The 25,640-nt window shown below is 74.5% G+C and carries 22 protein-coding genes and 1 pseudogene; 10 read left to right on the forward strand and 13 right to left on the reverse strand.

All coding sequences use genetic code 11. From position 1 onward, the window contains the following. The first annotated feature begins 82 nt into the window (after nt 1–82). Nucleotides 83–736, forward strand: coding sequence for a hypothetical protein (locus tag ABZW32_RS14080; RefSeq protein ID WP_356215211.1), 654 nt, complete (start codon nt 83–85; stop codon nt 734–736). A gap of 9 nt (nt 737–745) precedes the next feature. Here the strand turns inward: ABZW32_RS14080 and ABZW32_RS14085 are convergent, their stop codons facing one another. After that, complete coding sequence (locus tag ABZW32_RS14085) at nt 746–3,181, reverse strand: excinuclease ABC subunit UvrA (protein ID WP_356215213.1); 2,436 nt, start codon at nt 3,179–3,181, stop codon at nt 746–748. A gap of 42 nt (nt 3,182–3,223) precedes the next feature. Beyond that, nucleotides 3,224–4,216 (reverse strand): LLM class flavin-dependent oxidoreductase, encoded by a 993-nt coding sequence (locus ABZW32_RS14090; RefSeq protein WP_356215215.1) that lies wholly within the window; start codon nt 4,214–4,216, stop codon nt 3,224–3,226. Nucleotides 4,217–4,367: 151 nt separating this feature from the next. Between ABZW32_RS14090 and ABZW32_RS14095 the strand changes: the two genes are divergently transcribed. After that, complete coding sequence (locus tag ABZW32_RS14095; protein ID WP_356215217.1) at nt 4,368–4,862, forward strand: hypothetical protein; 495 nt, start codon at nt 4,368–4,370, stop codon at nt 4,860–4,862. Nucleotides 4,863–5,095: 233 nt separating this feature from the next. Here ABZW32_RS14095 and ABZW32_RS14100 read toward each other — a convergent pair whose 3' ends face one another. Then, the gene (locus ABZW32_RS14100; protein ID WP_030241592.1) at nt 5,096–5,311 is read right to left on the reverse strand and encodes a dodecin; all 216 of its coding nucleotides are present in this window, start codon (nt 5,309–5,311) and stop codon (nt 5,096–5,098) included. Nucleotides 5,312–5,490: 179 nt separating this feature from the next. Between ABZW32_RS14100 and ABZW32_RS14105 the strand changes: the two genes are divergently transcribed. The 3 genes and pseudogenes from ABZW32_RS14105 to ABZW32_RS14115 form a co-directional block, all read left to right on the forward strand. After that, on the forward strand, nt 5,491–6,750 hold the full coding sequence (locus tag ABZW32_RS14105; protein ID WP_356215352.1) for an extracellular solute-binding protein: 1,260 nt from the start codon (nt 5,491–5,493) through the stop codon (nt 6,748–6,750). Between the two features lie 156 nt (nt 6,751–6,906). Further along, nucleotides 6,907–7,728 carry a GNAT family N-acyltransferase gene (locus tag ABZW32_RS14110; protein WP_356215218.1) on the forward strand — a complete coding sequence of 274 codons (822 nt, stop codon included), beginning with the start codon at nt 6,907–6,909 and terminating at the stop codon, nt 7,726–7,728. Between the two features lie 146 nt (nt 7,729–7,874). Further along, a pseudogene (locus tag ABZW32_RS14115) lies at nt 7,875–8,303 on the forward strand (lysophospholipid acyltransferase family protein); the annotation flags it as partial. 341 nt (nt 8,304–8,644) lie between these two features. Here ABZW32_RS14115 and egtD read toward each other — a convergent pair. Genes egtD through egtA form a run of 4 tightly spaced genes read right to left on the reverse strand, consistent with a single transcriptional unit; the run spans nt 8,645 to nt 13,021 of the window. Continuing rightward, nucleotides 8,645–9,631 carry an L-histidine N(alpha)-methyltransferase gene (egtD, locus tag ABZW32_RS14120; RefSeq protein WP_356215220.1) on the reverse strand — a complete coding sequence of 329 codons (987 nt, stop codon included), beginning with the start codon at nt 9,629–9,631 and terminating at the stop codon, nt 8,645–8,647. Further along, nucleotides 9,628–10,386 carry an ergothioneine biosynthesis protein EgtC gene (gene egtC, locus ABZW32_RS14125; protein WP_356215222.1) on the reverse strand — a complete coding sequence of 253 codons (759 nt, stop codon included), beginning with the start codon at nt 10,384–10,386 and terminating at the stop codon, nt 9,628–9,630. Before egtC ends, egtD begins: the two co-directional genes overlap by 4 nt. Then, the gene (gene egtB / locus ABZW32_RS14130; protein WP_356215224.1) at nt 10,386–11,708 is read right to left on the reverse strand and encodes an ergothioneine biosynthesis protein EgtB; all 1,323 of its coding nucleotides are present in this window, start codon (nt 11,706–11,708) and stop codon (nt 10,386–10,388) included. The genes egtC and egtB overlap by 1 nt, the downstream gene beginning before the upstream one ends. After that, nucleotides 11,705–13,021: an ergothioneine biosynthesis glutamate--cysteine ligase EgtA gene (gene egtA / locus ABZW32_RS14135; protein WP_356215226.1), complete on the reverse strand. Its 1,317-nt coding sequence runs from the start codon at nt 13,019–13,021 to the stop codon at nt 11,705–11,707. The genes egtB and egtA overlap by 4 nt, the downstream gene beginning before the upstream one ends. A 107-nt stretch (nt 13,022–13,128) precedes the next feature. On the opposite strand from egtA, the gene ABZW32_RS14140 reads away from it, so the two are divergent. Beyond that, nucleotides 13,129–13,941 carry a TIGR02452 family protein gene (locus ABZW32_RS14140; RefSeq protein ID WP_356215228.1) on the forward strand — a complete coding sequence of 271 codons (813 nt, stop codon included), beginning with the start codon at nt 13,129–13,131 and terminating at the stop codon, nt 13,939–13,941. Between the two features lie 73 nt (nt 13,942–14,014). On the opposite strand, the gene ABZW32_RS14145 is transcribed toward ABZW32_RS14140, so the two are convergent. Further along, a complete protein-coding gene (locus ABZW32_RS14145; protein ID WP_356215230.1) occupies nt 14,015–14,479 on the reverse strand; it encodes a type II toxin-antitoxin system PemK/MazF family toxin in 465 nt (154 codons plus the stop codon). Between the two features lie 146 nt (nt 14,480–14,625). Here ABZW32_RS14145 and ABZW32_RS14150 point away from each other — a divergent pair, with 146 nt between their 5' ends. Then, nucleotides 14,626–15,267: a hypothetical protein gene (locus ABZW32_RS14150; protein ID WP_356215232.1), complete on the forward strand. Its 642-nt coding sequence runs from the start codon at nt 14,626–14,628 to the stop codon at nt 15,265–15,267. A 197-nt stretch (nt 15,268–15,464) separates the two neighbouring features. After that, nucleotides 15,465–16,946 (forward strand): cellulose binding domain-containing protein, encoded by a 1,482-nt coding sequence (locus tag ABZW32_RS14155; protein ID WP_356215234.1) that lies wholly within the window; start codon nt 15,465–15,467, stop codon nt 16,944–16,946. Here ABZW32_RS14155 and ABZW32_RS14160 read toward each other — a convergent pair. From ABZW32_RS14160 to ABZW32_RS14180, 5 genes are all read right to left on the reverse strand, one after another. After that, complete coding sequence (locus ABZW32_RS14160; RefSeq protein WP_356215236.1) at nt 16,930–18,207, reverse strand: pyroglutamyl peptidase; 1,278 nt, start codon at nt 18,205–18,207, stop codon at nt 16,930–16,932. The two genes, ABZW32_RS14155 and ABZW32_RS14160, sit on opposite strands and share 17 nt — an antisense overlap. Nucleotides 18,208–18,303: 96 nt before the next feature. Beyond that, nucleotides 18,304–18,648, reverse strand: a complete 345-nt coding sequence (locus ABZW32_RS14165) for a hypothetical protein (RefSeq protein WP_356215238.1) — start codon at nt 18,646–18,648, stop codon at nt 18,304–18,306. A 236-nt stretch (nt 18,649–18,884) separates the two neighbouring features. Then, on the reverse strand, nt 18,885–20,369 hold the full coding sequence (locus tag ABZW32_RS14170) for an amidase (RefSeq protein ID WP_356215240.1): 1,485 nt from the start codon (nt 20,367–20,369) through the stop codon (nt 18,885–18,887). A gap of 117 nt (nt 20,370–20,486) precedes the next feature. Beyond that, a complete protein-coding gene (locus ABZW32_RS14175) occupies nt 20,487–21,182 on the reverse strand; it encodes an alpha/beta hydrolase (RefSeq protein ID WP_356215241.1) in 696 nt (231 codons plus the stop codon). Nucleotides 21,183–21,259: 77 nt separating this feature from the next. Continuing rightward, nucleotides 21,260–22,402 carry an MFS transporter gene (locus ABZW32_RS14180; protein WP_356215243.1) on the reverse strand — a complete coding sequence of 381 codons (1,143 nt, stop codon included), beginning with the start codon at nt 22,400–22,402 and terminating at the stop codon, nt 21,260–21,262. A gap of 377 nt (nt 22,403–22,779) precedes the next feature. Between ABZW32_RS14180 and ABZW32_RS14185 the strand changes: the two genes are divergently transcribed. Next, complete coding sequence (locus tag ABZW32_RS14185; protein ID WP_356215245.1) at nt 22,780–23,856, forward strand: LacI family DNA-binding transcriptional regulator; 1,077 nt, start codon at nt 22,780–22,782, stop codon at nt 23,854–23,856. A 469-nt stretch (nt 23,857–24,325) separates the two neighbouring features. Then, complete coding sequence (locus ABZW32_RS14190; protein ID WP_356215247.1) at nt 24,326–25,525, forward strand: thiolase family protein; 1,200 nt, start codon at nt 24,326–24,328, stop codon at nt 25,523–25,525. Nucleotides 25,526–25,640: the final 115 nt, after the last annotated feature.

A 25,640-nucleotide genomic window follows, 5' to 3' on the forward strand; every position in this document is an offset into this window, starting at 1 on the left:
GATCGGCCGACCGGGCGCTCGTACGGGCCCCGCGCCGTGCCGCGCCCCGGCCGCGCCCGGGGCGTGCGGTTCAGTGGACCCCATGCCACAAGCCCCCGCCGGGTCCGGACCGCGCCGACGCAGCGTGCTGGCCGCCGCGGCACTCGCCCCCCTGGCGGCGGCCGGATGCGCCGCCGAGGACACCCCGCGCAGCGGGGCGCCCGGCCCCCAGCCGCCCCCCAAGGACGCCCTCGTCATGGTGATGCGGCACGCGGAGAAGCCCTACGCCGGGGACACCGGCGAGGACGACGACGGCGTCGAGCACCCCGGCCACCTCGCCGGCCGGGGCGTGCGCCGCGCCGAAGAGCTGCACCTGCTGTTCGCGCCGAGCGCCGGCGCCCGCCTGCCCCGGCCCGCCGTGCTGTTCGCGACCGGCGGGCCGGCGAACGCCCCCGCCCGGAGCAGACAGACCCTGGAGCCCCTGGCCACCGCCCTGCGGATGCCCGTACGAGGTGAATTCGCCCTCGGCGCCGAAGCGGACCTGGCCCGCGAGGTCCTGGCCGCCCGGATGCCCGTCCTCGTCTGCTGGGAGCACACCGGCATCCCCCGGCTGCTCCAGGCCCTCGGAGCGGACCGGGTCCGCGGCCTCCCCGCGGCCTGGCCCGACCGCTACGACCTCGTCTGGATCCTCACCCGCACCCGGGGCCAGTGGGCCTTCCGCGAACTCCCGCAGCACCTGCTGCCGGGAGACGCGTAGACACCCGGCCTACGCCGGTCCCAGCGCGCGGGCCAGGTAGCCGGCCGTACGGCCCTCGCCGCGGGCGGCGACCTCCGCGGGCGGGCCGCAGGCCGTGACCCGGCCGCCCTCCGCACCACCGCCCGGACCCAGGTCGACGACCCAGTCCGCGCCCGCCACCACCTCCATGTCGTGCTCCACGACCACCACCGAGTGCCCCGCGTCCACCAGCCCGTGCAACTGCCCCAGCAGCACCCGCACATCGGCCGGGTGCAGACCCGTCGTCGGCTCGTCCAGCAGGTACAGGGTGTGGTCGCGGCGCAGCCGCTGCAGCTCCGTCGCCAGCTTGATCCGCTGCGCCTCCCCGCCCGAGAGCTCCGTCGCCGGCTGCCCCAGCCGCAGGTAGCCCAGGCCGATGTCCGCCAGCGCCCGCAGGCTGCGCGCCGCCGCCGGGACGTCCGCGAAGAAGACGGCCGCCGCCTCCACGGTCAGCCCCAGGACCTGCGCGATGTCCAGCCCGGCGTACCGGACCTCCAGCGTCTCGGCGTTGTACCGGGCGCCCGCACAGACCGGGCAGGGGGCGTACGTACTGGGCAGGAAGAGCAGCTCGACGGAGACGAAGCCCTCGCCCTGGCAGGTCTCGCAGCGTCCGCCCGGCACGTTGAAGGAGAACCGGCCCGCCTTCCAGCCGCGCGCCTTCGACTCCGGCAGCGCGGTGAACAGCCTGCGCACCACGTCGAACAGTCCCGTGTACGTGGCCAGGTTCGAGCGGGGCGTCCGTCCGATCGGCTTCTGGTCCACCTCCACCAGCCGCCGCACCGGGAAGTCGGCCTCCGCCAGCCGCCCGTCGACCTCCCGCGCGAGCACCTGACCCACCAGCGTGGACTTGCCCGAACCGGACACCCCGGTCACCGCCGTGAACACCCCGAGCGGGAAGTCCACCGTCAGATCGCGCAGGTTGTGCCGGTCGGCACCGGTGACCCGGACCGTCCCGGTGGCCGTACGCACCTGCCGGGCGTCCGCCGCCGGCCCCGGACGCGGGAAGAGGTGACGGGCCGTCGCCGACTCCGCCACCTCCGCGAGCCCCTCCGGCGGCCCGCTGTACAGCACCCGGCCCCCGTGCTCCCCGGCCAGCGGTCCGACGTCCACCAGCCAGTCCGCGTGCCGCACCACGTCCAGGTGGTGCTCCACCACGAAGACGGTGTTCCCGGCCGACTTGAGCCGGTCCAGTACGCCGAGCAGCGCCTCGGTGTCGGCCGGGTGCAGCCCCGCCGACGGCTCGTCGAGGACGTACACCACCCCGAACAGCCCCGACCGCAGCTGCGTGGCCAGCCGCAGCCGCTGGAGCTCGCCCGCGGACAGGGTCGGCGCGGTCCGGTCCAGGCTCAGGTAGCCGAGCCCGAGTTCCACGACGGGCGCGATCCGCCCGCGCAGGTCCTCGGCCAGCACCCGGGCCGCCTCGTCCCCGGTCCGCGAGGACGCCAGCACGCCGTCCAGCTCGCTCAGCGCGAGCCCCGCGAGCTCCGCGATCGTGCGGCCCCCGAAGGTCACCGCCAAGGCCTCCGGCCGCAGCCTGCGCCCCTCGCACACCGGGCACGGCGCGTCGGTGAGGAACTTCTCGGCCCGCGCCCGCAAGGTCGCGCTCTTGGTGTCCGAGAAGGTTCGCATCACATAGCGGTGGGCGCTCATGTAAGTGCCCTGGTAGGGGCGTTGGATCCGGTCGGCGTCCCGCACCGGGTGCACGGTGACCACCGGCTGCTCCTCGGTGAACAGGATCCACTCGCGTTCCGCCGCCGGCAGCTCCCGCCACGGCCGGTCCACGTCGTGGCCGAGCACCTCCAGGATGTCGCGCAGGTTCTTGCCCTGCCAGGCGCCCGGCCAGGCGGCGACGGCTCCCTGACGGATCGACAACGTCCGGTCGGGTACGAGCAGTTCCTCGCTGGTGCGGTGGATCCGCCCGAGCCCGTGGCAGGAAGGACAGGCACCGGAGGCGGTGTTGGGGGAGAAGGCGTCGGAATCCAGGCGCGGCGCTCCCGGAGGGTACGTACCGGCCCGGGAGTACAGCATCCGCAGGGAGTTGGAGAGCAGGGTCACCGTGCCCACCGAGGAGCGCGAGCCGGGGGAGGAGCGGCGCTGCTCCAGGGAGACGGCGGGCGGCAGCCCCGTCACCGCGTCCACCTTCGGGGCGCCGATCTGGTGGATGAGGCGCCGGGCGTAGGGCGCCACGGACTCGAAGTACCGGCGCTGCGCCTCGGCGTAGAGGGTGCCGAAGGCGAGGGAGCTCTTCCCGGAGCCGGAGACCCCGGTGAAGACGGTCAGGGTGTCGCGGGGGATGTCCACGTCGACCCCGCGCAGGTTGTGCTCCCGGGCACCGCGCACCCGTACGCAGGGGTCGACGGCATCGCGGCCGGGACCGGGACCGAGACCGGGGGCGGCGGGACCGGGGGCATCGGGGGAGTGGCGCATTCGCCCCAGTTTAGGGCCCCCTGCGACAGCCCTGTGACAGCCCTACGACAGCCCGGCGATCCGGGCCAGCCTGGTGAAGCAGTCCAGCAGGGCCGTCCGGTCGTACGTGGAGGTGGTCACGAGCAGCTCGTCCGCCCCGGTGCTCTCCGCGATCCGCGCGAGTTCCGCCGCGACCTGCTCCTCGGTGCCCGCGACGTGCCCGGCGAGGGCGCCCTCGTACAGCTCCCGCTCCTTGGGGGTCATCTCCAGCGCCTCGATCGCGGCGGCCGGGCGCAGGGGCGGGAAGGCACCCCGGGTGCGGGAGCGGGCCAGCGACCAGGCCTCCGGGACCAGGATCCGCCGTGCCTCCTCCTCGGTGGCGGCGACCGCGACGGTCCCCGACACCACGACGTAGGGCGTGGAGCGCCGGGTGGAGGGCCGGAACTCCGCGCGGTAGCGCTCCACCGCCTCCTTGAGCCGGTCGCGGGCCCGCAGGTCGCCCACCACCAGCGGCAGCCCGGCGCGGGCCGCGATCCCCGCGCCCTCGCCGGTGGCCAGTACGTACGCCGGTACCCGCAGCCCCTCGGCGGGGCGGGCGTGCACCTCGGGGTGGGCCCGCTGGGTGCCGTCCATCCAGCCGAGCAGCTCGGTCAGCTGCTCCTCGAAGCGGTCGGCGTCCCCGGTGTCCCGTCCCAGGGCCCGGCGGATGCCGCCCGTGAAGCCGACCGAACGGCCCAGGCCCATGTCGATCCGGCCGGGGAACAGCGCCTCCAGGACCCCGAACTGTTCGGCGACCACCAGGGGCTGGTGGTTGGGCAGCATGACCCCGCCGGTGCCGACCCGGATCCGGCGGGTCGCGGCGGCCACGGCGGCGGCCAGGACGGTGGGGGCGGAGCCCGCGACGCCGGGCACGCTGTGGTGCTCGGACACCCAGAAGCGGTGGTAGCCGAGTTCCTCCGCCGCGCGGGCCAGTTCCACGGTGTCGCGCAGTGCCTCGGGTGCGGGGTGCCCCTCGCGGGTGCGGGAGCGGTCCAGGATCGAGATTCTTGTGATCACACCGGTCTCAACGCGTGGCGCCAGCGGGGATTCCCGGCGCGGGCCGGCGGGCATCCCGCACGGGCCCTGTCCCGCCCTGCCCTGCCCTGCCCCGTCCGCCGGCCACCCGCCCGCCCGGTCCGGTGTCGGTGGCGGCGCCTACCCTGCCGTCATGACAGAGACCGCATCCCGCCGCCCGCTGGCCGTGTTCGACATCGACAACACCCTGGCCGACACCGGCCACCGCCAGCACTTCCTGGAGGGCCGGCCCCGTGACTGGGAGGGCTTCTTCGGAGCGGCTCCGGCCGATCCCCCGCTGGCGCGCGGCATCGCGCTCGCCGTGGAGAGCGCGGCCGACTGCGAGGTCGCGTACCTGACCGGCCGCCCCGAGCGGTGCCGGGCGGACACCGAGGACTGGCTGGTCCGGCACGGCCTGCCCGAGGGCCGGATGTGGATGCGCGGAAACCAGGACCGGCGGCCGGCTCGGCTGACCAAGCTGGAGGTGCTCAAGCGGCTCGCCCGGGGCCGTGAGGTGCGGGTGCTCGTCGACGACGACGAACTCGTCTGCCAGGCCGCCCGTGCGGCCGGTTTCCGGGTGGTCCTCGCGGACTGGGCGGCGCAGGCGCCGGAGCTCAAGGATGCCCAGGAGGGCGAGGGCCGCACCTGAGCGGGGACGCCCGCCGCGGCGGCCGCCCCGGGCCCGGCCCGCGCCCGCCCGGGGCCGCCGCGCCTGCTTCGTCCGGGCCCGGCCCGCGAAGCCCGGGCACGCCGCGCCTGCTCCACCCGTGCCCGCCGCGCCCGCTTCGTCCGTGCCGATGTCGCCCAAGCCCGCCGCGCCCGCCTCGTCCGTGCCCGCCTCGCCCGCGCGGTCGGTGGAGTCGGTCCGTGCTCCCGGGCCCGTCAGTCCTCGCCGTCGAGGCGGAAGCCCACCTTCAGCCCTACCTGGTAGTGCGCGATCTGCCCGTTCTCGATGTGCCCGCGCATCTGCGTGACCTCGAACCAGTCCAGGTTCCGGAGGGTCTGGCCCGCGCGGGCCAGACCGTTCCGGATGGCCTGATCGATGCCCTCGTGGGAGGTGCCGACGATCTCGGTCACCCGGTAGGTGTGGTTGGACATGGGGGTCTCCCGCCAGTCGTCGCTGTTGCCTTGTTCCACGGTGCCCCAGTAAGGCCGGGTCCGCGAACTTTGCGTGAACAGTCCCGGGTGAAAGGGGGTTGACCCACCCATTGGTCTATGCCAATTTCAAGCCATCTGAGATCCATCCCCAGAAGGTGACCCCCGTGACCCTCGTGAAGATGCGCTTCCTCGCCGTGTGCACGGCCCTCGCGGCGGCTGCCGCACTGACCGGCTGCGGCGGCCAGTCGGCCGGCTCGGGCGGCGGCTCCGAGAAGGTGACCCTCTGGCTGATGAAGGGCAGTGCCTCCGATGACTTCATCGCCAAGTTCACCGCCGACTTCGAGAAGCAGCACCCCGGCATCGACCTCGACGTGAAGATCCAGGAGTGGAAGGGCATCGGCGGCAAGGTCAACGCCGTCCTCGCGGGCAAGGGCGGGGAGAGCGCCGACGTCATCGAGGTCGGCAACACCCAGGTCGCCCAGTACGTGGAGACCGGCGGCCTCTCCGAGCTCACCCTGGAGGGCCTGCGCGAATGGGGCAGCAAGGACTGGCTCAGGGGCCTCTCCGACCCCGGAAGCGTCAACGGGGCCCAGTACGGAGTCCCGTGGTACGCCGCCAACCGGGTGGTCATCTACAACAAGGACCTGTTCGCGGGCGCCGGGATCAAGACCCCGCCCAAGACCCGCCAGGAGTGGATCGCCGACACCCAGAAGCTCGACAAGGGCGACCAGCAGGGCATCTACCTGCCCGGCCAGAACTGGTACGTCCTCGCCGGGTTCATCTGGGACGAGGGCGGCGACCTCGCCGTGGAGACCAGCGGCCAGTGGGTCGGCACCCTCGACGACGCGAAGGCCCTCGCCGGAATGGACTTCTACAAGCAGCTCCAGGGCCTCGGCCACGGCCCCAAGGGCGCCGACGAGGAGACGCCCCCGCAGTCCGAGGTCTTCGCCCGCGGCCAGGTTGCCCAGATCATCGCCCCGCCCGGGCAGGCCGCCCAGATCGAGGCCGCCAACCCCGCCCTCAAGGGCAAGCTCGGCTTCTTCCCCATACCCGGCAAGACGCCCGAGAAGCCCGGGGCCGTCTTCACCGGCGGCTCCGACCTGATCATCCCGGAGAAGACGCGGCAGCGCGCCCACGCCGTCGACCTGATCACGGCGCTCGTCAGCGAGAAGTGGCAGACCGAACTCGCCCGCACGATGAGCTACGTCCCCAACAAGACCACCCTCGCGCACGTCGTCGCCGGCAACGACGGCGCCGCCGCCATGGCCGCCGGCGCCGCCCAGGGCCGGGCCACCCCCAAGTCCGCGCGCTGGGCCGAGGTGGAGGCCAAGAACCCCGTCAAGGCGTACATGACGGCCGTCCTGAACGGCCAGGACGCCGCGGCGGCGGCGAAGACGGCCTCGGACACCGTCAGCAGGGTCCTCAGCTCCGACCGCTGACACCCGTACGCCGGAACCCCGGTCCGCTGAGTTCAGCGTCCGCACATCCAAGTGCCGCTGAGCGGTCATGTCGAATCCAGTCGGTCACGGAAGAAGTAAAGGAGCCGGGCCCGCCCACCTGCGGCCCGGCTCCACGTGCCCGGATCAGGAGCAGCCATGACCATCGCACCCCTGTCCCCGTCCCCCCTCGCACCCCTGTCCCCCCTCGTACCGCCCGCACCGTCCCCCCTCGCCCCGCCCGCCCCGGCCACCCCCCGGTACGCGGTCCGCCTCGCCCGTGACGAGGACGAGGTGCGCGCCGCCCAGCGCCTGCGCCACCAGGTCTTCGCCGGCGAGCTCGGCGCCCGTCTCGACGGCCCCGAGCCGGGCCTGGACAGCGACTCCTTCGACGCCTTCTGCGACCACCTCCTCGTCCTCGACGAGGAGAGCGGGCAGGTCGTCGGCACCTACCGGCTGCTCCCGCCCGAACGCGCCGCCGTCGCCGGCCGCCTCTACTCCGAGGGCGAGTTCGACCTCTCCGCCCTCGCCCCGATCCGCCCCGACCTGGTCGAGGTCGGCCGCTCCTGCGTCCACCCCGACCACCGCAACGGCGCCGTCATCGCCCTGATCTGGGCCGGGCTCGCCCGCTACATGGAGCGCTCCGGCCACAACTGGCTGGCCGGCTGCTGCTCCATCCCGCTGGCCGACGGCGGGGTGCTGGCCGCCGCCACCCGCGAGACCGTCCTGGCCCGCAACCTCGCCCCGCAGGAGTACCGGGTCACCCCCCACCTCCCCTGGAGCCCCGAGGGCGTCACCGTCCCCGGACGCATGGAGCTCCCGCCGCTGCTGCGCGGCTACCTCAGGCTGGGCGCCTGGGTCTGCGGCGAGCCCGCCCTCGACGCCGGATTCGGCTGCGCCGACCTGTACGTACTGCTCTCCCTGCGCCGGACCAACCCGCGCTACCTGAACCACTTCCTCTCGCTCGCCCCGGGCGCATGAGCGTCTGGCTGCCCACGGCGCCCTGTACCCCGCAGGCCTGCGCGGACCACCAGGGACGGGCCGCGGGGATCCCGAGGGCGGTGCTCCGGCTCGTCACCGCCCTCGCCCTGTTCCTGCTGGCCGTCCCGGCCGCGGCGCCGGTGCGGATGCTCCCCGTCCGCCCCCGCCGCGCCCTGATCAGGGCCTGGTCGGCCGCGCTCCTGCGGGCCCTGGGGATACGGATCACCGTGCACGGCGCCCCCGGCGGGGACGGGGGCCGCCTGATCGTCGCCAACCACATCTCCTGGCTGGACATCCCGCTGGTCACGGCCGTCCTGCCGTCCCGGATGCTGGCCAAGAGCGAGATCGGGGCCTGGCCGGTGCTCGGCGCCCTCGCCGCCCGGGCGGGGACCCTGTTCATCGAACGCGACCGGATCCGGGCCCTGCCCGAAACCGTCGCGACCGTCACCCGGGCGCTGCTGGCCGGGGACCGGGTCACCGTCTTCCCCGAGGGGTCCACCTGGTGCGGGCGCGCCCAGGGGCCCTTCCGGCGGGCCGCCTTCCAGGCGGCGCTCGACGCGCGGGTTCCCGTACAGCCGGTGCGGCTGCGCTACCGGCTGGCGGACGGGGAGGTGGCCGGGGCGCCCGCCTTCGTCGGGGACGACCCGCTGACCGCCTCCCTGTGGCGGATCGTCCGGGCCCGCGGGGTGCGCGCCGAGGTGTGGCTGCTCCCGCGGATCCCGCCGGACCGTCACCCGGACCGGCGGGAACTCGCGGGGGCGGCCCGGCTGGCCGTACTCGAAGAAGCCGAGCCGGACCGCGGCCGCGAGCGGGAAGGCGACCGGAAAGACGACCCGGCGCGGGAGCCCTCGTCGTGGGGCGGGCGGGACCTGCTGGCGGGCGTACCCGCACAGCAGCGCCCCTCACCCGTGCCGCATCAGCCCGCCGAGCCGGCTACACCTCCGTCCGCCACGGACAGGGACAGCGCGAACCGTCCCGCCGAGTCCGTCCACCAGTGGGTCAACTCCAGCCCGGCCTCGGCCAGTTCCTTGCGCACCCCCTCCTGACGGAACTTCGCGGAGATCTCCGTCAGGATCTCCTCACCCGCCTCGAACGGCACCACCAGGTCCAGTGCCCGGACCTTCACCGTCACCGCCTCCCGGGCCCTCAGCCGCATCTCGATCCACTCGTGCTCCCGGTTCCACACCGCCACGTGCGCGAAGTCGGCGGTGTGGAAATCCGCCCCCAGCTCCCGGTCGATCACCGCGAGCACGTTCTTGTTGAACTCCGCCGTCACCCCCCGGGCGTCGTCGTACGCCGCCACCAGCACGGCCTCGTCCTTCACCAGGTCCGTGCCCATCAGCAGGGCGTCGCCGGGCGAGAGCATGGCCCGCACGGACGCCAGGAACACCGCCCGCTCGGGCGGCAGCAGGTTCCCGATGGTGCCGCCCAGGAACACCACCAGCCGGGGTCCGGCCGACTCCGGCAGCCGCAGCGGCCGGGTGAAGTCCGCCAGCAGCGCGTGCACCCGCAGCCGCGGATGCTCCGCCAGCAGCGACTCGGCCGCGCCTGTCAGCGCGCTCTCGCTCACGTCCACCGGGACGTACGTCTCCAGCGCGGGCATCGCCTCGATCAGGTGCCGGGTCTTCTCCGAGGAACCCGAACCCAGCTCCACCAGGGTGCGCGCCCCGGACACCGAAGCGATCTCCTGGGCCCGCTCCAGCAGGATCTCCCGCTCGGCACGCGTCGGGTAGTACTCGGGCAGCCGGGTGATCTCCTCGAAGAGCTCGCTGCCCCGGGCGTCGTAGAACCACTTCGGCGGCAGCTCCTTGGGGAAGCGGGTCAGCCCGCTCAGCACATCGGTGCGCAGCGCGGCCTCGGCGGCGTTCTCGTCGAGGGTGCGGGTCATCTGGAAGTCGTTCACGGGCTGGTCTCCTTGAGGGGGGTCAGGGTGACCCGGGCGGGGGTGGCGCTCAGCAGGGTCCGGTCGGGCACTTCGCACCAGAGGGGATCGTCGTCGTAGGGCTCGGAGGCCACGACCACCCGCCCCGCCGGCGGATCGGAGAGGTACCAGAGGGAATCCCCCCAGGCCGTCGCGGCGATGGCCGCGCCGTCGGTCACGAGCAGGTTCAGCCGGGAGCCCGGCGCGGCGCCGGCCAGCTCGCGGACCGGCTCCGCCAGGGCCGTGCCCAGGTCGTCGCCCTGCCGCAGCCGGTGCAGCACCAGCGCCCACACCAGCGCAGAATCGGTGCGCGCGGCCAGCTGCAACAGCTCCCGCGGCGGCAGCGCGGAGGCGGTCTCGGCGACCGAGTCCGGCCAGTCCCGCAGGCTCCCGTTGTGGCTGAACAGCCAGGGCCCCGAGGCGAAGGGGGCGGCGGCCGCCTCCCCGTCCGACCCGGGGACGGTGGCGTCGCGCACGGCGGCGAGGAAGGCCCCGCTGCGCACCACGCGGGCGAGGTCGGGGAAGCCGGGGTCGCCCCAGATCGGCTGGTCCCGCCGGTAGCGGGCCGGTACGGGATCGCCCTCGGCGTACCAGCCCACGCCGAAACCGTCCGCGTTCACGGTGCCGAACCGCTGCCGGCGCGGCGCCCAGGACTGCCGGACCAGCGAGTGCTCGGGCTCGATGAGCAGCCGCCCCAGGGATATGGGCGGTCCCAGAAAGGCCATGTGGCGGCACATCAGACATCCCTCGCCGTGCGGAAGCCGGAGAAGATCTGCCGCCGTACGGGCAGGTCCCAGTTGCGGAAGGTGCCCCGGCAGGCCACCGGGTCCACGGCGAAGGAGCCGCCGCGCAGCACCTTGTGCTCCGGTCCGAAGAACACTTCCGAGTACTCGCGGTACGGGAAGGCGCGGAACCCCGGGTACGGCAGGAAGTCCGAGGCCGTCCACTCCCACACGTCGCCGATCAGCTGGCGCACCCCGAGCGGGGAGTCCCCGGCCGGATGGGCGCCCGCGCGGGACGGGCGCAGGTGGCGCTGGCCCAGGTTGGCGTGCGCGGGGGTGGGGTCGGAGTCGCCCCAGGGGTAGCGGCGGGAGCGGCCGGTGGCCGGGTCGTACCGGGCGGCCTTCTCCCACTCCGTCTCGGTGGGCAGCCGCCGCCCCGCCCAGCGGGCGTACGCGTCCGCCTCGTACCAGCTGACGTGCAGCACCGGTTCGTCCTCGGGCACCGGCTCGGTCACCCCGAACCGGCGGCGCAGCCACTGCCCGCCCTCGCGGTGCCAGAACAGCGGGGCCCCGATGCCGTGCGCGCGGATCTGCTCCCAGCCGGCCGCGGCCCACCAGCGGCGCTCCCCGTAGCCGCCGTCGTCCATGAAGGCCTGGAAGGCGCCGCAGGTGACCGGCACCGTGTCGATCCAGAAGGGGGCGGTCACCCGGGTGTGCGCGGGCCGTTCGTTGTCCAGGGACCAGGGCTCGGCGGAGGTGCCCATGGTGAACGGGCCCCCCGGTACCAGGACCTCGGCCGCGGCCGGGGGCGGGCCCTGCGGTGGCTCTGGGTCGGGCGCGGTCAGCACGGGTGCGCCCGCCCGCAGCTGGTGGGTGATCAGCATCGTTTCGTCGTGCTGCTGCTCGTGCTGGGCGATCATCCCGAAGGCGAAGCCCCCGTCGAGCAGCGGCGTGCCCTCCAGCGGGGTGTGCTCCAGCAGGTCGAAGACGCGTCCGCGGACCTCGGCCGCGTACGAGCGGGCCGCATCCGGGGCCAGCAGGGGCAGCTTCGGGCGCTCGGCGCGGGGGTGCTCGAAGGCGTCGTACAACGGGTCGATCTCGGGGTGCATCGACGCGCGGCCGGCCACGTTGCGCAGCAGCCAGAGCTCCTCCTGGTTCCCGATGTGCGCCAGGTCCCAGACCAGCGGGGACATCAGGGGGGAGTGCTGCGCGGTCAGGTCCCGGTCGTCGACGGCCTCGGTCAGTCCGGCCGTCCGGGCGCGGGCCGCGGTCAGGGCGGCGACGGCCCGCTCGCGCAGCCGTGCGGTACCGGTCTCGGGGTGGGTCTCGGTGGTCACGGGCGCTGTCCCTTCCCGGCGGTGTGCAGGAGTTCGTGTTCCGCGGCGTCGTCGGCCGGGCAGCGGCCGCGCCGTACGTACCGGTCGGTGAAGTCTCCGACGGTGTCCCGTACGCGCGTGTCCGCCCCGAGCCGCGGCAGTGCCTCGGCCGCCGCCTCGAAACAGGCCGTGGCGGCCGTGCGCAGGTCCCGGTCGGCCAGTCCCGTACGGGCGGCGGTGTGCCAGAGCGCGTTGCGCGGGGCGCGCGCGCCGCCGTAGGCGTCGGCCAGGGCCTTCACGGCCCGGTAGGCGGTCTCGGTGGCTTCCGGGTCGTCGAAGAGCGCGTGCGTGACGGCCGTGGGCACCAGCCAGCCGTCCTCGCCCGGCTGCGAGTCGATCATCCGCAGTTCCAGGTGGCCGCGGGGCCGGACCGGCGGGAAGAGGGTGGTGAGGTGGTACTCCAGGTCCTCGGCGGTGGGCCGGCGCAGGCCGTGGCGGCTGCCGCCGGTGCGCACCCAGTCGCGGAACGTGAGCCCGTGCGGCACCGTCCAGGATCCGTCCCCCTGCGCCCGTACGCACATCACCTCGGTGTCGAGGGCGTGCCGCGTCCAGGCGGAGCGGGGCTCGGCGTCCAGCGGTGGGGCGAGGGAGCGGCGCGTGTCGATGTCGCTCCAGACGCCCTGCCGCGCGCACTTCCAGCCCCGGTACGGGCCTTCGTGCGCGGGGGAGTTGGCGAAGGCGGCCACCAGTACGGCGCCCAGCAGGTGCGCGAGCCGCCAGCGCCGGCCGTGCCCGAGCGGGCCGGGCTCCTCGTGGCCCGCGTCCACGCAGACCTGGACGGAGGTGGAGGAGCGCATCATGGCCCGGCCGGCGGGGCCGGTCCGGTCGAAGTAGGCCTCCATGGCCTCGTAGCGCGGGCTGGCGAGCAGGCGGCGCCGTGGTACGCGCGGATCGAGGCCGAGGCCCCGCAAAACCAGGCCGCGGTCGCCGAGGGCGGCGCGGACGGCGGCCAGGTCGGCCTGGAGGCCGTCCACGCAGTCGGTGAGGGAGGCGGCCGGGGCGGAGCTGAGCTCCAGCTGGCCCCCCGGCTCGACGGTGAAGCGGGACCGCAGGGGCAGGGCGCGGGCGGCCTCGTGGCCCGCGGTGAGCCGCTCGGGCGGCAGCGGCAGCCACGGCCGCTCGGCGTCGAGCACCAGCCATTCCAGTTCGGCGCCGACCAGCCGGGGCGGGCCGGTCTTGAAACAGATGCCGTGGACCAGGTCCTCGGCGGCCGCCTCGGTGAGCGGCGGGTGGGCAAAGTCCTGCGCGGGGGGAGCGGGTGAGTCCTCGGTCATGACCGGAACCTCGCCTCCTGTCGTCGGCAGTGATGTCACCGGTGCCTACCCGTGCCCGGGGCACAAATGCCTTTGCCGTCCCGGTGGTCCGCACCGAGGATGGCGACGTGAGCAGCAGATTGCGTGAAATCGCGCGGGAGAACGCGTCGATCCTGGCGGCCGGGGAGTACCGGACGCGGTCGGGGCGGCGGATCTCCCTCGCCGCCGACCTGGCGGAAGCCAAGGCCGGAACCAGACTATATGGGCCAAACCAGGTCATTCCAGATGGCGAGTCCATCGGTGGTACCGCCGGGACGGTCTTCGAGGTGACGGGGGAGAGCAGTACGGTCGCAGCCCGTCGCCTCGCGGGGCGCGGTTCCGTGGCTGTCCTTAACTTCGCCTCGGCCCGCAATCCCGGGGGCGGGTACGTGTGCGGGGCCAAGGCGCAGGAGGAGGCCCTGTGCCGTGCTTCGGCCCTCTACGAGACCCTCCTGGAGGCCCCTGAGTACTACGAGGTGCACCGCGAGGGGAAGAGCACCTTCTACACCGACCGGGTGATTCACTCGCCCGGGGTGCCCGTCTTCCGCGACGACCGGGGTGAGCTGCTGGAGGTCCCGTTCCGGGCCGGCTTCCTCACCTCCCCGGCCCCGAACGCGGGCACGATCCGACGCCAGGAGCCGGAGCGGGCCCACGAGATCCCCGGCGCCCTGGCCCGGCGGGCCGAGCGGGTGCTGGAGGTCGCGACCCTGCACGGCTACGGGCGGCTCGTCCTGGGGGCGTGGGGGTGCGGGGTGTTCCGCAACGACCCGGCGCAGGTGGCGGAGGCCTTCCGGGGGCTGCTGACCGGCCGCTTCGCAGGAGTGTTCGAGGAGGTCGTGTTCGGGATCCTGGACCGTTCCCCCGAACCCCGCGAGGCCTTCGAACGGGCCTTCCCGGGCTGAGGACGCCCCGGGCCGAGGGCGCTTCCCGGGCCGGCGGGGAGGCTCCGGATCGCGGGGTGTGCGGGGTGGCCGGCTACTGCCAGCCGTAGCGCTCCCGCAGCCGGTCGGTCACCAGCCGGAACCGGCCCCGGTCGAGCGCGCAGGCCTCCCGCCGCATGCCCGACTCGTGGACCCGCAGCACCCGGTCCAGGTCCACCCAGGACTCCCGCCCCGCGCCGTCCCAGGGTCCCGAGCCGATCGCCACCCACTCGCGGTCGGCGTCGTGCCGCTTGCTGGAGAGCTGGACGGCGAGCAGCGTGCGCCCGCCCGCTTCCCGCGCGACCACGAGCACCGGGCGGTCCTTGCCGCGGCCGTCGTTCTCCTCGAAGGGGACCCAGGTCCACACGATCTCGCCGGGGTCGGGATCCCCGTCGTGGTCGGGGGCGTACTCGGTCCGCACGGGCCCGATGGCGTGCGGATCGGCCTCGACGGTGGCGGTGTCCCCGTCCCGGCCGGGCTGCTCGACGTGACTGTTGCCGTGATGCGAAAGAGCCGTCATCCGGCGCAGGTTACTGGGTTTCGCCGCCCCTGTCGCGCGGCCCGCCCCGCGCCGGGACGTGTCCCGCCGTGACGGTGAAGCCCCTGCTCACAGACCGTGGCGGGCCGGGCCCTTGGCATGATCGAGTGCGCGAACGAGGGGGATCCATGGGCGGGGTGCAAGAGGCGACGACGGCCGGGGCGGCGCGGGACGGGCGTGCGGGGGACGGCGGCGGAGCGGCGGGTTCCCTGGCCCGGCGGGTCACCGACGGTCTCGAACCGAGGACGTGGATCATCGCCGTGGCGGTGCTGGTCGGATGGCACGCCGCGGGTCCGGCCGGGGTCGGGTGGGGAGCCTTCGCCGGGTTCTTCTGCGGTGTCGTGCCGATGCTGTGGATCCGCTGGGGGCAACGGCGCGGGTACTGGGGCGACCGGCACGTCCGGCGTCGCCAGGACCGGCTGATCGTGCTGCCCGGGGTCGTCGTCTCCGTGGCCGTGTGCGTCGTCGGCCTGCAACTGCTGGGAGCTCCGCGGGAGATGACGGCGCTCGTCGTGGCCATGCTCGCGACGGTCGTCGCGATCCTGGTGGTCACCACCCGGTGGAAGATCAGCGTGCACACGGCGGTCGCCGGCGGGGCCGTCGTCCTGCTGGGGCTCACCTACGGCCCCGGGACCCTGGCCGGGTACGTCCTGGTCGCCCTCGTGGGCTGGTCCCGGGTCCGGCTGCGCGACCACACCCCCGCGCAGGCGGCCTCCGGCACGGTCCTGGGCGCCGCCGTCGCGGGCCCGGTCTTCCTCGGTCTCGCCTGAACCGCCCGCCCGGACACGCCGCTTGCGACGTGCGGTGACGTACGTGGGGAGGGCCGATTCCTCATCCCCCTCTTACCGCCACCTTAAGTGGAACCTAAGGTTCGCGGCCGGCGGACCAGAAGGGCGGAATGTCCGATTCCGTGAGGCTAGCGTGCTGGCGCACCCCAACTCCCCGGTAACACAGAGGCAGGCACGCGATGGGCAGCACAGTCGGTCACCGCCGTACGGCCAGCGGCAAGGCGAAGATCACCGGCGCGATCGTGGCGGCGGCGGTGATCGGTGGCGCGGCCTTCGCGTTCACCGGGACCGCGCAGGCCACCTCGGTCGGCGCGGTGTACACCACCTCCAGTTCCTGGAGCGGCGGTTACACCGGGCAGTACGTCGTCACCAACAACACGGCCGAGGCCAGGCAGGACTGGACCCTGCAGTTCGACCTGCCCGCCGGCACGAAGATCGACTCCCTGTGGAACGGCACCCACACGGTCGCCGGACAGCACGTCACCGTGAAGCCCGCGAGCTGGAACCGGACCCTGGCCCCCGGGGCCTCCGTCACCATCGGGTTCGTCGCGAGCGGATCCGCCGCCCCCGGCGCGCCGACGGGGTGCCTGATCGACGGGGTGAAGTGCTCCGTCGACCAGGGCGCGACCCCGCAGCCCAGCGGCCGCCCCACCGGCGGCCCGACCCCCGCGCCGACGGCCCCGACCGGGACCCCCACCGCGACCGCGAGCCCGACCCCGACCCGGACCGCCACCGCGACCCCGACCGTCCCCGCGCCCGCCCCGGGTGCGGGCGCGCGCTTCGCCCCGTACGTCGACACCTCCCTCTACCCGGCCTACGACCTGCTCGACACCGTGGCCCGCACCGGGGTGAAGGAGTTCCACCTCGCCTTCGTCACCTCGGGCGGCGGCTGCTCCCCGCTGTGGGGCGGTGTCACCGACCTGGCGAGCGACAAGGTGGCCGCCCAGATCGGCGCCCTGCGCGCCAAGGGCGGCGACGTCCGCGTGTCCTTCGGCGGCGCCGCCGGACACGAACTGGCGCTGAACTGCGCGAGCGCCGACGACCTCGCGGCCGCGTACGGGAAGGTCATCGACCAGTACCGGCTCACCAAGGTCGACTTCGACATCGAGGGCGCCGCGCTGCCGGACACCGCCGCCAACGCGCGCCGCGCCCAGGCCATAGCCCGGCTGCAGAAGTCCCACCCCGGCCTGGACGTGGCGTTCACCCTGCCCGTGATGCCCGAGGGGCTGACCCAGCCGGGCGTGGCACTGCTGGCCGATGCCAGGAAGAACGGCGTGCGGATCGACGCGGTCAACATCATGGCGATGGACTACGGACCCGCGTACGCCGGGGACATGGGCCAGTACGCGATCCAGGCCGCGACGGCGACCCAGGCCCAGCTCAAGGGCGTGCTCGGACTCTCGGACCAGGCGGCCTGGAAGGCCGTCGCCGTCACCCCGATGATCGGCGTCAACGACGTCGCGACGGAGGTCTTCTCGGTCTCCGACGCGACGCAGCTCGTCGAGTTCGCGGCGTCGAAGGGGATCGGCCGCCTGGCCATGTGGTCGGCGGCCCGCGACAAGCAGTGCGCGGCCGGCGCGGTGAACCATGCCGACGCCACGTGCAGTTCGATCCTTCAGCAGCCCCTCGCCTTCACCAAGGCGTTCAGCGCCCTGCGTTAGAGGCGCGCAGCACTTCGAGCACCTCCTGCGCGATCGCGTCCTCGTTGCGCTCGAACTCGGATCCGGTCAACTGGCCGGGGTCGGCGGGCAGCCCGGTGAGCACCGGGGTGTGCAGGTGGCCGCCGGGCAGGTCCGGGCGCAGCTCCAGGCGGAGCCGGTTGGAGCGGTAGGCCACCTCGTTGGAGAGGTAGCCGCCGCCTCCGCCCGCCACGGCGCGCGATCCGGGAGTGGGTCCGTCCGCCCGGTCCACCGGGCCCTGCTGCCCGGCCGGTATCTCCGTGACGGCGGTGTTCAGGCGTACCGGATGGGGCGTCTGGACGCCGGTCATGGCCCCGGTGGGCAGGCTGGTGCGCACGAACTCCGCCCCCGGGCCGAGGCCGGGCGCCGTGACGGGGTGCTCGTACGTACCGCCGGAGAGGGCGCCCGCGTTGTCCGGGTACGGGTCCGCCGAACGGGCCCGGCCCGCCCAGGCCTCCAGGGTGAAGATCCCGGGGTAACCCTGGCTGATGCTGGTGATCATGTCGGCGGAGCGCGGGCCGGCCGCCAGCCGGGGTCCGTAGGCGCGCTCGACGATGCCCGCGTCGAAGTCGGCGTAGCGGACGGGCAGGACGACGGCCCGGACCTCGGCGGTCGTCCCGTCCGCGAGGGTGATCCGACGGCCGTTGAGCCGCAGCGCCGCCGAGCCGGAGGGATTGGCCCGGCGCAGTTCGGCGTCCAGGCCGAAGGGGTCGAAGCCGCTGACGAAGATCCGCCGTATGCCCGGGGCCGGACGGAACGCGTTGGAGGTGAGCCCGCGCGAGGCGTCCTCGAACCGGGACTTCAGGGCCGCGCGGTCGACGGGGAACTCCGGCTGCCACCGCGCGAGCCGGACGGTCATCGCGAGCCTGGCCCAGTACAGCGGCCGGTCGTCGCCGGCGGGCAGGTCACCGCCGGTCCGGTGTCCCTGGGCGCGGTCCACGGCCGCCTGCCACAGCGCCTCGCCCCACGTGTCGAGGAGGCGCTGCGCCCCGGCGGTGTCGCGGACGGAGCACAGGGCGGCGGGGAAGCGCCGTACGAAGGAGTCGAGTCCGGCCCGCTCCGGGAACGCGGCGGTCCGCGGGTCCGCGAGGCGGGCCTGCTCAGGGTCCGGTGCGGGGGTGGCGGCCGAGGCCGGGGAGTCCCGGCAGGCGGGGGAGGGGTCCGCGTGCGCGGCGGCGGGCGGCAGGACGGCGGTGACACCGAGGAAGGCGGCGGCGAGGGCCGCGCGGCGTAAGAACATCATGCGACGTGACGTTACCCAGGGGCGCGCGGGAGCAGAGGGGGATCCGGCCTTCCCCGGCCACGGTCGCGGCGGCCGGGGAAGACGGGTCCCGCGGGATCAGGGGCAGCCGTTGGTGATGTTGATCTCGACGACGCCGGAGCCGAGGCCGAAGCTCTGGCCGGGGCGGATCTGGTCGACGTAGCCACTGGCGTACTTCAGGTACGCGCAGTCCTGGTTGCGCGCGTCGGTCACCCAGCGGGCGGTGCGGGTCTTGGCGCTGGTGGCCTGCCAGCCGGTGTCCTTGTACATCGTCAGGATGTTCTCGTTGCCGTCGAGGAAGCAGACGTACGGCCAGGGGCAGGTCTGCGCGGCAGCGGCAGGCGAGGCGGTCGCGGCCGTCAGGCCGGTCGCGGCCAGGACGCCGGCCAGGGCGACCGAGGCGAACTTGAGGTTTCTGGGCATGGCAAAGCCACCTGTTCTGCGTGGAGTTGGAGAAGTCCGGATCGCGCCGCGAGCCGGCCGTGCCGAATCATATGCGAATGAGACAGGTGGCCGAATGTCGTGCCCCTCCTCTTCTCGTAGGTGCCCGCCGGCCCGCCCGGACCGGCCGACCCCCCTCCGTCCAGGACGGGTTGAACGAAGAGCGCCGCTGCCCCCTCAGCGGTCCTCATCGGTGAGGAGCTCCTCCACCCGGACGGTCAGCGGGTCGAGGGAACAAGTCCCGCCTCCGGGGGCACACTTCCCGGCGGCCAGTGCCGCGCCCAGTCCTCGGCCGCCTCCAGCTGCGCCGCCAGCGCCAGCAGCCTCGGCTCCGACTCCGCCGGGCCCAACAGCTGGGCGCCCAGCGGCAGTCCGTCGGGAGTGAACCCGGCGGGGACGCCGACACCCGGCCAGCCCAGCACGTTCCACGTCCAGGCGTACGGGCACGCGGCGATCATCGACCGGTCCGTGGCCAGCGCCCCCAGCCCGGCCAGAGCGCCGATCCGCAGGGGCGGGGTGGCCGTCGTCGGGGTCAGCACCACGTCGAAGCGGTCGAAGATCTCCCCGGTCCGGCGACGCAGCAGCCCCTCGGCCCGCCGCGAGAGCCGCAGCGCCAGCCCGCCCAGCAGGCGGCCCGTACGAGCCGCCCCGTGGGTGCGCGGATCCAGCAGCCCCGGGTCCGGAACCCGCGCCGCCAGCTCCCGTACGCCCGCCGTCGCGCGCGGTACGAAGGCGGGCCCGACGGGGCCGTAGCGTGGATCCTCCGGGATCACCTCGTGGCCCAGCGCCTCCAGCCGCCCGGCCAGCCGCTCCACCGCCGCACGGACCACGGGGTCGAGGGGCGTGGCCGACGCGGTGAAGGCCGTTCCGTAGGACAGGGCGATCCGCAGCCTGCCCGGCGGACGGCCGGCCGCCTCCACCGCCGAGAAGGGCGCCGGGCGGTGGAGGTCCCCCGGGGTGGGTCCGCTCGCCGCGTCCAGCAGCAGCGCGGCGTCCGCCACCGTTCGGGCCAGCACGCCGTTGACCGTGAGCCCGTGGAAGGACTCGGGCTCCGGCCAGGTGGAGATGCGCCCGCGCTGCGGCTTGACCCCCACCAGGTGGGTCCAGGCCGCGGGGATGCGTACGGAGCCCGCGCCGTCGGAGCCGAGCGCCGCCGGCACGAGCCCCGCGGCCACGGCGGCGGCCGAGCCGCCCGAGGAACCGCCGGGGGTGTGGGCCGGGTTCCACGGGTTGCGGGTCTCGCCGAAGGCGGGCCCCTCGGTGAACGGCCACTGCCCCAGCTCCGGGGTTTGGGTCTTGCCCACGATCACCGCGCCGGCCGCGCGCAGGCGGCGTACCGCCTCGCTGTCGGCGGTCCTCGGCGGGAAGTTCCCCGGACAGCCGAAGGCGGTGGGCTCCCCGGCCACGTCCATGTCGTCCTTGACCGCGACCGGCACGCCGAGCAGCGGCAGCCGCTCACCGCGAGCCAGCCGCGCGTCCGCCGCGTCCGCCTCCGCGAGGGCCGCCTCGGTCCGGACGATCCGGAAGGCGTTGAGCGAGGCCTGGGACGCGGCGATCCTCTCCAGCGAACGCTCGGTCAGCCGGCGGGCCGTGATCTCGCCTTCGGCCAGCGCGTCGGCCATCTCCCGCAGCCCCGAGGGACCTTGTGGAGCGCAGTCCCCCAAGGAACCCGCCGCGCCGTCCGTGTACAACGAACCCGCCATCGGACCCTCCCCCTTACCGATCGGTAGTACCGACGGTAAGGGGACGCGGCCCCGATCCGGAAGGGACCGCCGGAGGGCGGGCCCGTGGAGTGTCCGCCGCGCGTCGGCGGTGGCCCGCTAGAGCCAGCCCTCCAGCGAGGCCATGAATCCGTCGAAGTCGTCCCGGTGGATGGTGTGTCCGGCCCCGGCGACCGTACGGACCACGAAGCCGCGCTCCTCCAGCAGCGCGGCGCGCTCCGGGGAGACGAGGAAGCTCGGGTCGGCGAGCTGGACGAGCGAGGGGACCACCGGGGCCGCCGGCAGCAGGTCACGGCCGGCCAGGGGGGCGAGGCCGAGTGCGGTGGCCTCGTCCCACACGGCGAGGGTGCTCAGTTCGACGTCCACGTCCTCCTCGTCCCAGCGCGGGTTCATCGCCCGGATCCGCTCCCGGCCGGCCGTCTTGAAATCGGCGAACACCTCGGGCCCGAAGCCCGTTCCGGGAAGGGCCAGGTGCCAGGCCGGGTCGGAGAACACCGCCCGCGCGGGCCGCAGGCGTTCCACCGCTAGGGACAGGGTCAGGCCGCCCAGGGAATGGCCGATGGCCAGTTCGGCGCCCGCGGGCAGGGTCTCGACGAGGTCGTCCGCGAAGAGCTCGGGGCTGTACTCGCCCCGTCCGCTGGCCCCGTGGCCACGCAGGTCGACGGCGATCACCCGGTAGCCGCGCCCGGCGAGGGCGGGACCGACGCGGCGCCAGGTGCGGTGGTCGGCCATGATGCCGTGGACGAGGAGGGCGAGGCGGTCGCCTTCGCCCCAGGTCTGGGTGCGCAGCTGCACGGTGGAGCCTTTCTCGAAGGTAGGTAGGTAGGTAGGTAGGTGGGAAGGGGATGGGGGGAAGGGGTGGGTGGGAGCCGTCAGCGGACGCCGCGGATCGGCCGTACCGCCAGCGCGCCCGCCACGGCCAGCACGGCGGCGATGACGAACAGCGCGGTGTAGCCGCCACTCACCGAGACGATCACCGAGGCGATGAACGGTGCGACGATCTGCGGTCCCGCGTTCGCGATGTTCAGCACACCCATGTCGCGGGCGGCGTCCTCGGCATGGGGCAGCACCATCGTGACGAGCGCGGTGTCGACCGCCATGTAGCAGCCGAAGGCCAGGCCGTTGACCACGGAGAAGGCCAGCATCGCCGGCCAGCTCGCCGACACGGCCGGGATCACCAGCGCCACCGCCGACAGCAGGGCCGAGGCGCCGACGAACGGCTTGCGGCGGTCGAACCGGTCGGAGAGGTAGCCGCCCAGGACGGTGGAGAGGACCATCGCCACGCTCGTCAGCGGCATCAGCACGGCCACCGCCGACTCGGGCTTCATCCCCTCCGGCAGCACGGTGTGGTCCTGCAGGATGTACAGCTGGTACCCGCTGACCGCGAAGTACCCGAGCACGAGCAGCGCGCGCCCGATGAACGCCCAGCGGAAGTCGTGGTCGCGCAGGGCGCCGGTGAAGGCGGCCAGTTGGGCCCGGGCCGGCAGGGGTGCGCGCGCCGGGAGCCGTTGCTCGCGCGCGCACGTGGTGAACAGCACCGCGGCGGCCGCCACCAGCGCGCCGAGGAGGAGGTAGCCGGTGCGGTGGTTGTCGGAGAACGCGGCACCCGCCAGCGCGCCGAGGGCCGAGCCGAAGGGCAGGCCGAGGCCGACGGCCGCCGAGGCCTTGCCGCGGGAGGCGGTCGGGACCCGGTCGGGGACGACCGAGGTGAGGGCGGCCTGGTAGACGTTCATGACGGCCTGGCCGAGGCACCAGGCGAGGGTGATGAGCAGGACGGTGTCGGCCAGGCCGAGCAGGAACATGGCGGGTACGGCGGCGAGGCCGCCGCCGAGGATCCAGGGGTTGCGCCGTCCGCTGCGGTCGGACAGGGCGCCGGCGACCGGGTTGAAGACCGTCGCGAAGATCGCCGAGACCCCCGCGATCAGGCCGAAGTTGGAGACCTTGTGCACCGGTTCGACGTGCTCGACCTGGAGGGCGAGCAGGATGCCGCCGACGCCGATGTACAGCGAGTACATCGCGGTGTTGCCGACGAGCAGCAGGGGGAGCAGTCCGCGTCCGGGGGCCGGGGCGGCGGCGGACGTGTCGGGGTGGCTGCGGCGTTGCCGGTGCCGGGGGAGGAAAGGGCCACGGTGCCCTCCTGGGCAGGGAGTGCGAGCGGGTGAGGGGGTGCGCGCCGCCCCGTCGCGAGGGCGGGGTGCGATGGAACGCGACGGGGCGGCGGCACGGCGGGACACGTGTGGCGCTGCCTCGTGGAGCGGGGAGGGCGACGCCCGGGTGCCGTGGTGACGGCATGGGTTACACGTGTCAATGAATCGTGTAACCACTGTCTAGCACCCGTTTCCGGCCATCCGCTAGACCCCGGGCGTGATCGGTCTGGAAGGATGCCTCGGCAATGTCTCACTCATCGAACGCGCCGATCCCCCCGAGCTCGCCGAAGCCGCGCAGCCGCCGGGCCCCGGCCACCCCGCCCGCCGAACCGGCGCCCGCACCCGTCCCGACCAGCGCCGATGTCGCCCGCCTGGCCGGCGTGTCGCGCGCGACGGTCTCGTACGTGCTGAACAACGCGGAAGCCGTACGCATCAGCGAGCCCACCCGCCGCAAGGTCCGCGAGGCCGCCGAGGAACTGGGCTACGTCCCGCACGCCGCGGCGCGCAGCCTGCGCGCCGGACACACCCGCATCGTCCTGCTGCCCACCTCGCACGTCCCGGTGGGCCCGCTGTACAGCGCCTTCCTCAACGAGCTCCAGTGGGCCCTGCGCCGCCTCGACTACACGGTGGTGCAGTACGGCAGCCTGGGCCTGAGCGGGGACGAGGCGACGCGGGCGTGGGCCGAACTGCGGCCCGTCGCGGTGATCTCGCTCGGGGAGATCAGCCTGTCCGCGCACAACGTCGCCACCCTCAAACGGGCCGGGGCGCGCGCGGTGATAACGCTGGGTCCGGTCGGCGTACCGGGGGCCCACGCCCTCGTGATGGACCAGGCGGAGGTCGGGGCACGGGCCGCCGCGCACCTCGTGGAACGCGGCCGGAGCCGGATCGGCGTGGTCGTCCCGCAAGAGGAAGGGCTGGAGCTGTTCTCGGCACCCCGGCTCGCCGGGGCCCGGTCGGTGGAGGGCGCGCGGACCGAGGTGCTGCCGATGGCCTACACGGAGGAGTCAGCGGCGGAGCTGGCGGGCCGCTGGCGCTCGCTCGGGCTGGACTCCGTGTTCGCGTACAACGACGAGTACGCGATGCTGCTGATGCGGGCGCTGCAGGACGAGGGGCTGGACGTCCCCGGGGACGTCGCCGTCATGGGCGCCGACGACCTGCTCATCGGGCGGCTGCTGCGCCCCCGGCTCAGCACGGTCCAGATCGAGCTGCCGACCGGGGACCACCTGGCCTCGCTCGTGGACCGCGCGGTGCGGGAGCCGTCCGAGATCACCCGGCGGCACGACCTGATGGCCGCGACGGCGGTCCACCGCGAATCCACCTGAGAGTGGGAGCCGGGTCCGCCTGACGGCGTGAGCCGAGTTCGCCTGCCGGCGGGAGCCCGGGGCCGCCGGGAGCCGCGACCCCGGGGCCGCCGAGCCCGGGGCCTGGACCAAGGCCCAGCCCGGGACGCGGCCTATGGGCCGTGCCCTGAGCCCGTGCGTCGGGCCGCGCCCGGAGCCCCGGGCCAAGGCCCAGCTCGGGCCCCGGCCCATGGGCCGCGCCCACAGCCCGGGTCCCGAGCCCCGGGCTGTCGGGTGTGGGCCGCGGGCCCTGGGTCGGGGTTCGCGGGCCCGTCCCCGGCCGCCCCCGGGGCCGGCGGGCGAGGGGCGGTCGGGGGGCCGTTGACAGGCGGCGACGTGGGGGCGGAGACTGCGGGCGCGCCCCACCGGGCGTGTCCCGGGGGTGCGTCCCGGTGCCCACACCGGCACCGAACGCGCCGCCGCCCGTACGGATCCGCCCAGGAGCGACCCCATGAGCATCCGCACCGTCCGCGACGTGTACGTCGTCGACGCCGTCCGCACCCCGATCGGCAAGTTCGGCGGGGCCCTGGCCGGGGTCCGGCCGGACGACCTGGCCGCCCACGTGGTGCGCGCCCTGGTGGACCGTACGCCCGACCTCGACCCGTCCCGCATCGACGACGTCGTCTTCGGCGACGCCAACGGCGCGGGCGAGGACAACCGTGACGTGGCCCGCATGGCCGTGCTGCTCGCCGGACTGCCGGTGACGGTGCCCGGCGTGACCGTCAACCGGCTCTGCGGATCGGGGCTCGAAGCCGTCATCCAGGCCGCCCGCGCCATCGCGGTCGGTGACGCCTCCGTCGCCATCGCGGGCGGGGTCGAGTCGATGACCCGCGCCCCCTGGGTGGTGCAGAAGCCCGAGCGCGCCTTCCCCGCCGGGCACCAGCAGATGTGGTCGACCACCCTCGGCTGGCGGATGACCAACCCGGCCATGCCCCCCGAGTGGACCGGCTCCCTCGGGGAGGGTGCCGAGCTGATCGCGGAGAAGCACGGCATCTCGCGCGAGGCGCAGGACCTGTTCGCCCTGGAGAGCCACCGCAAGGCCGCCGCCGCCTGGACCGCCGGGCTCTACGACGGCGAGGTCGTCGGCTACCCGGGCGTGGACCTCGTCCGCGACGAGTCCATCCGCGAGGGGTCCACCCCCGAGTCCCTGGCACGCCTCAAGCCCGCCTTCCGCGCCGACGGCTCCGGCACCGTCACCGCCGGGAACGCCTCCCCGCTCAACGACGGGGCCGCCGCCCTGCTGCTCACCGACGAGGCGGGGCTGGCCGCCACCGGACGCGAGCCGCTGGCCCGGATCAGCGCCTCCGCCGTCACGGGCATCGAGCCGCAGCTCTTCGGCCTCGGACCGGTCGACGCCGTCGCGCGGGCGCTGGCCAAGGCGGACCGCCGGCTGGCCGACCTGTCCGTCCTGGAGCTCAACGAGGCCTTCGCGGCCCAGGCGTTGGGCTGCCTCGGGGCCTGGCCCGAGCTGGATCCGGCCGTGGTGAACCCGCGCGGCGGGGCCCTCGCGATCGGCCACCCGCTCGGTGCCTCGGGCGCCCGGCTGGCGGGCTCGGTCGCCCACCAGCTGGCGGCGGCCGGTTCGGGGACCGGCATGGCGACGCTGTGCATCGGCGTCGGGCAGGGCATCGCGCTGGTCCTGGAGCGCTGAACCGGCCCGCGCCCCAGGCGAGTCGATCGTTTCCGGTCACCGGATCCCGTCAACTGCCCAATAACTGAACAGAAGTGGTGCCCCCGGTCTGGCACGATGGCGCGTGCTGCCGCCC

The sequence above is a fragment of the Streptomyces sp. NPDC004667 genome, from assembly GCF_040609475.1.
Taxonomy (GTDB): domain Bacteria; phylum Actinomycetota; class Actinomycetes; order Streptomycetales; family Streptomycetaceae; genus Streptomyces.

Bases quoted from the DNA above. Each gene is read 5' to 3' on its own strand.
- ABZW32_RS14095 (WP_356215217.1), top strand. From the start codon at position 4,368: ATGACAGAGACCGCATCCCGCCGCCCGCTGGCCGTGTTCGACATCGAC.
- ABZW32_RS14145 (WP_356215230.1), bottom strand. From the start codon at position 14,479: ATGACGGCTCTTTCGCATCACGGCAACAGTCACGTCGAGCAGCCCGGC.
- ABZW32_RS14155 (WP_356215234.1), top strand. From the start codon at position 15,465: ATGGGCAGCACAGTCGGTCACCGCCGTACGGCCAGCGGCAAGGCGAAG.
- ABZW32_RS14180 (WP_356215243.1), bottom strand. From the start codon at position 22,402: ATGTACTCGCTGTACATCGGCGTCGGCGGCATCCTGCTCGCCCTCCAG.
- ABZW32_RS14085 (WP_356215213.1), bottom strand. From the start codon at position 3,181: ATGCGCCACTCCCCCGATGCCCCCGGTCCCGCCGCCCCCGGTCTCGGT.
- ABZW32_RS14100 (WP_030241592.1), bottom strand. From the start codon at position 5,311: ATGTCCAACCACACCTACCGGGTGACCGAGATCGTCGGCACCTCCCAC.
- ABZW32_RS14190 (WP_356215247.1), top strand. From the start codon at position 24,326: ATGAGCATCCGCACCGTCCGCGACGTGTACGTCGTCGACGCCGTCCGC.
- ABZW32_RS14165 (WP_356215238.1), bottom strand. From the start codon at position 18,648: ATGCCCAGAAACCTCAAGTTCGCCTCGGTCGCCCTGGCCGGCGTCCTG.
- ABZW32_RS14170 (WP_356215240.1), bottom strand. From the start codon at position 20,369: ATGGCGGGTTCGTTGTACACGGACGGCGCGGCGGGTTCCTTGGGGGAC.
- ABZW32_RS14150 (WP_356215232.1), top strand. From the start codon at position 14,626: ATGGGCGGGGTGCAAGAGGCGACGACGGCCGGGGCGGCGCGGGACGGG.
- egtA (WP_356215226.1), bottom strand. From the start codon at position 13,021: ATGACCGAGGACTCACCCGCTCCCCCCGCGCAGGACTTTGCCCACCCG.
- ABZW32_RS14080 (WP_356215211.1), top strand. From the start codon at position 83: ATGCCACAAGCCCCCGCCGGGTCCGGACCGCGCCGACGCAGCGTGCTG.
- ABZW32_RS14105 (WP_356215352.1), top strand. From the start codon at position 5,491: ATGCGCTTCCTCGCCGTGTGCACGGCCCTCGCGGCGGCTGCCGCACTG.
- ABZW32_RS14185 (WP_356215245.1), top strand. From the start codon at position 22,780: ATGTCTCACTCATCGAACGCGCCGATCCCCCCGAGCTCGCCGAAGCCG.
- ABZW32_RS14110 (WP_356215218.1), top strand. From the start codon at position 6,907: ATGACCATCGCACCCCTGTCCCCGTCCCCCCTCGCACCCCTGTCCCCC.
- ABZW32_RS14160 (WP_356215236.1), bottom strand. From the start codon at position 18,207: ATGATGTTCTTACGCCGCGCGGCCCTCGCCGCCGCCTTCCTCGGTGTC.
- egtC (WP_356215222.1), bottom strand. From the start codon at position 10,386: ATGTGCCGCCACATGGCCTTTCTGGGACCGCCCATATCCCTGGGGCGG.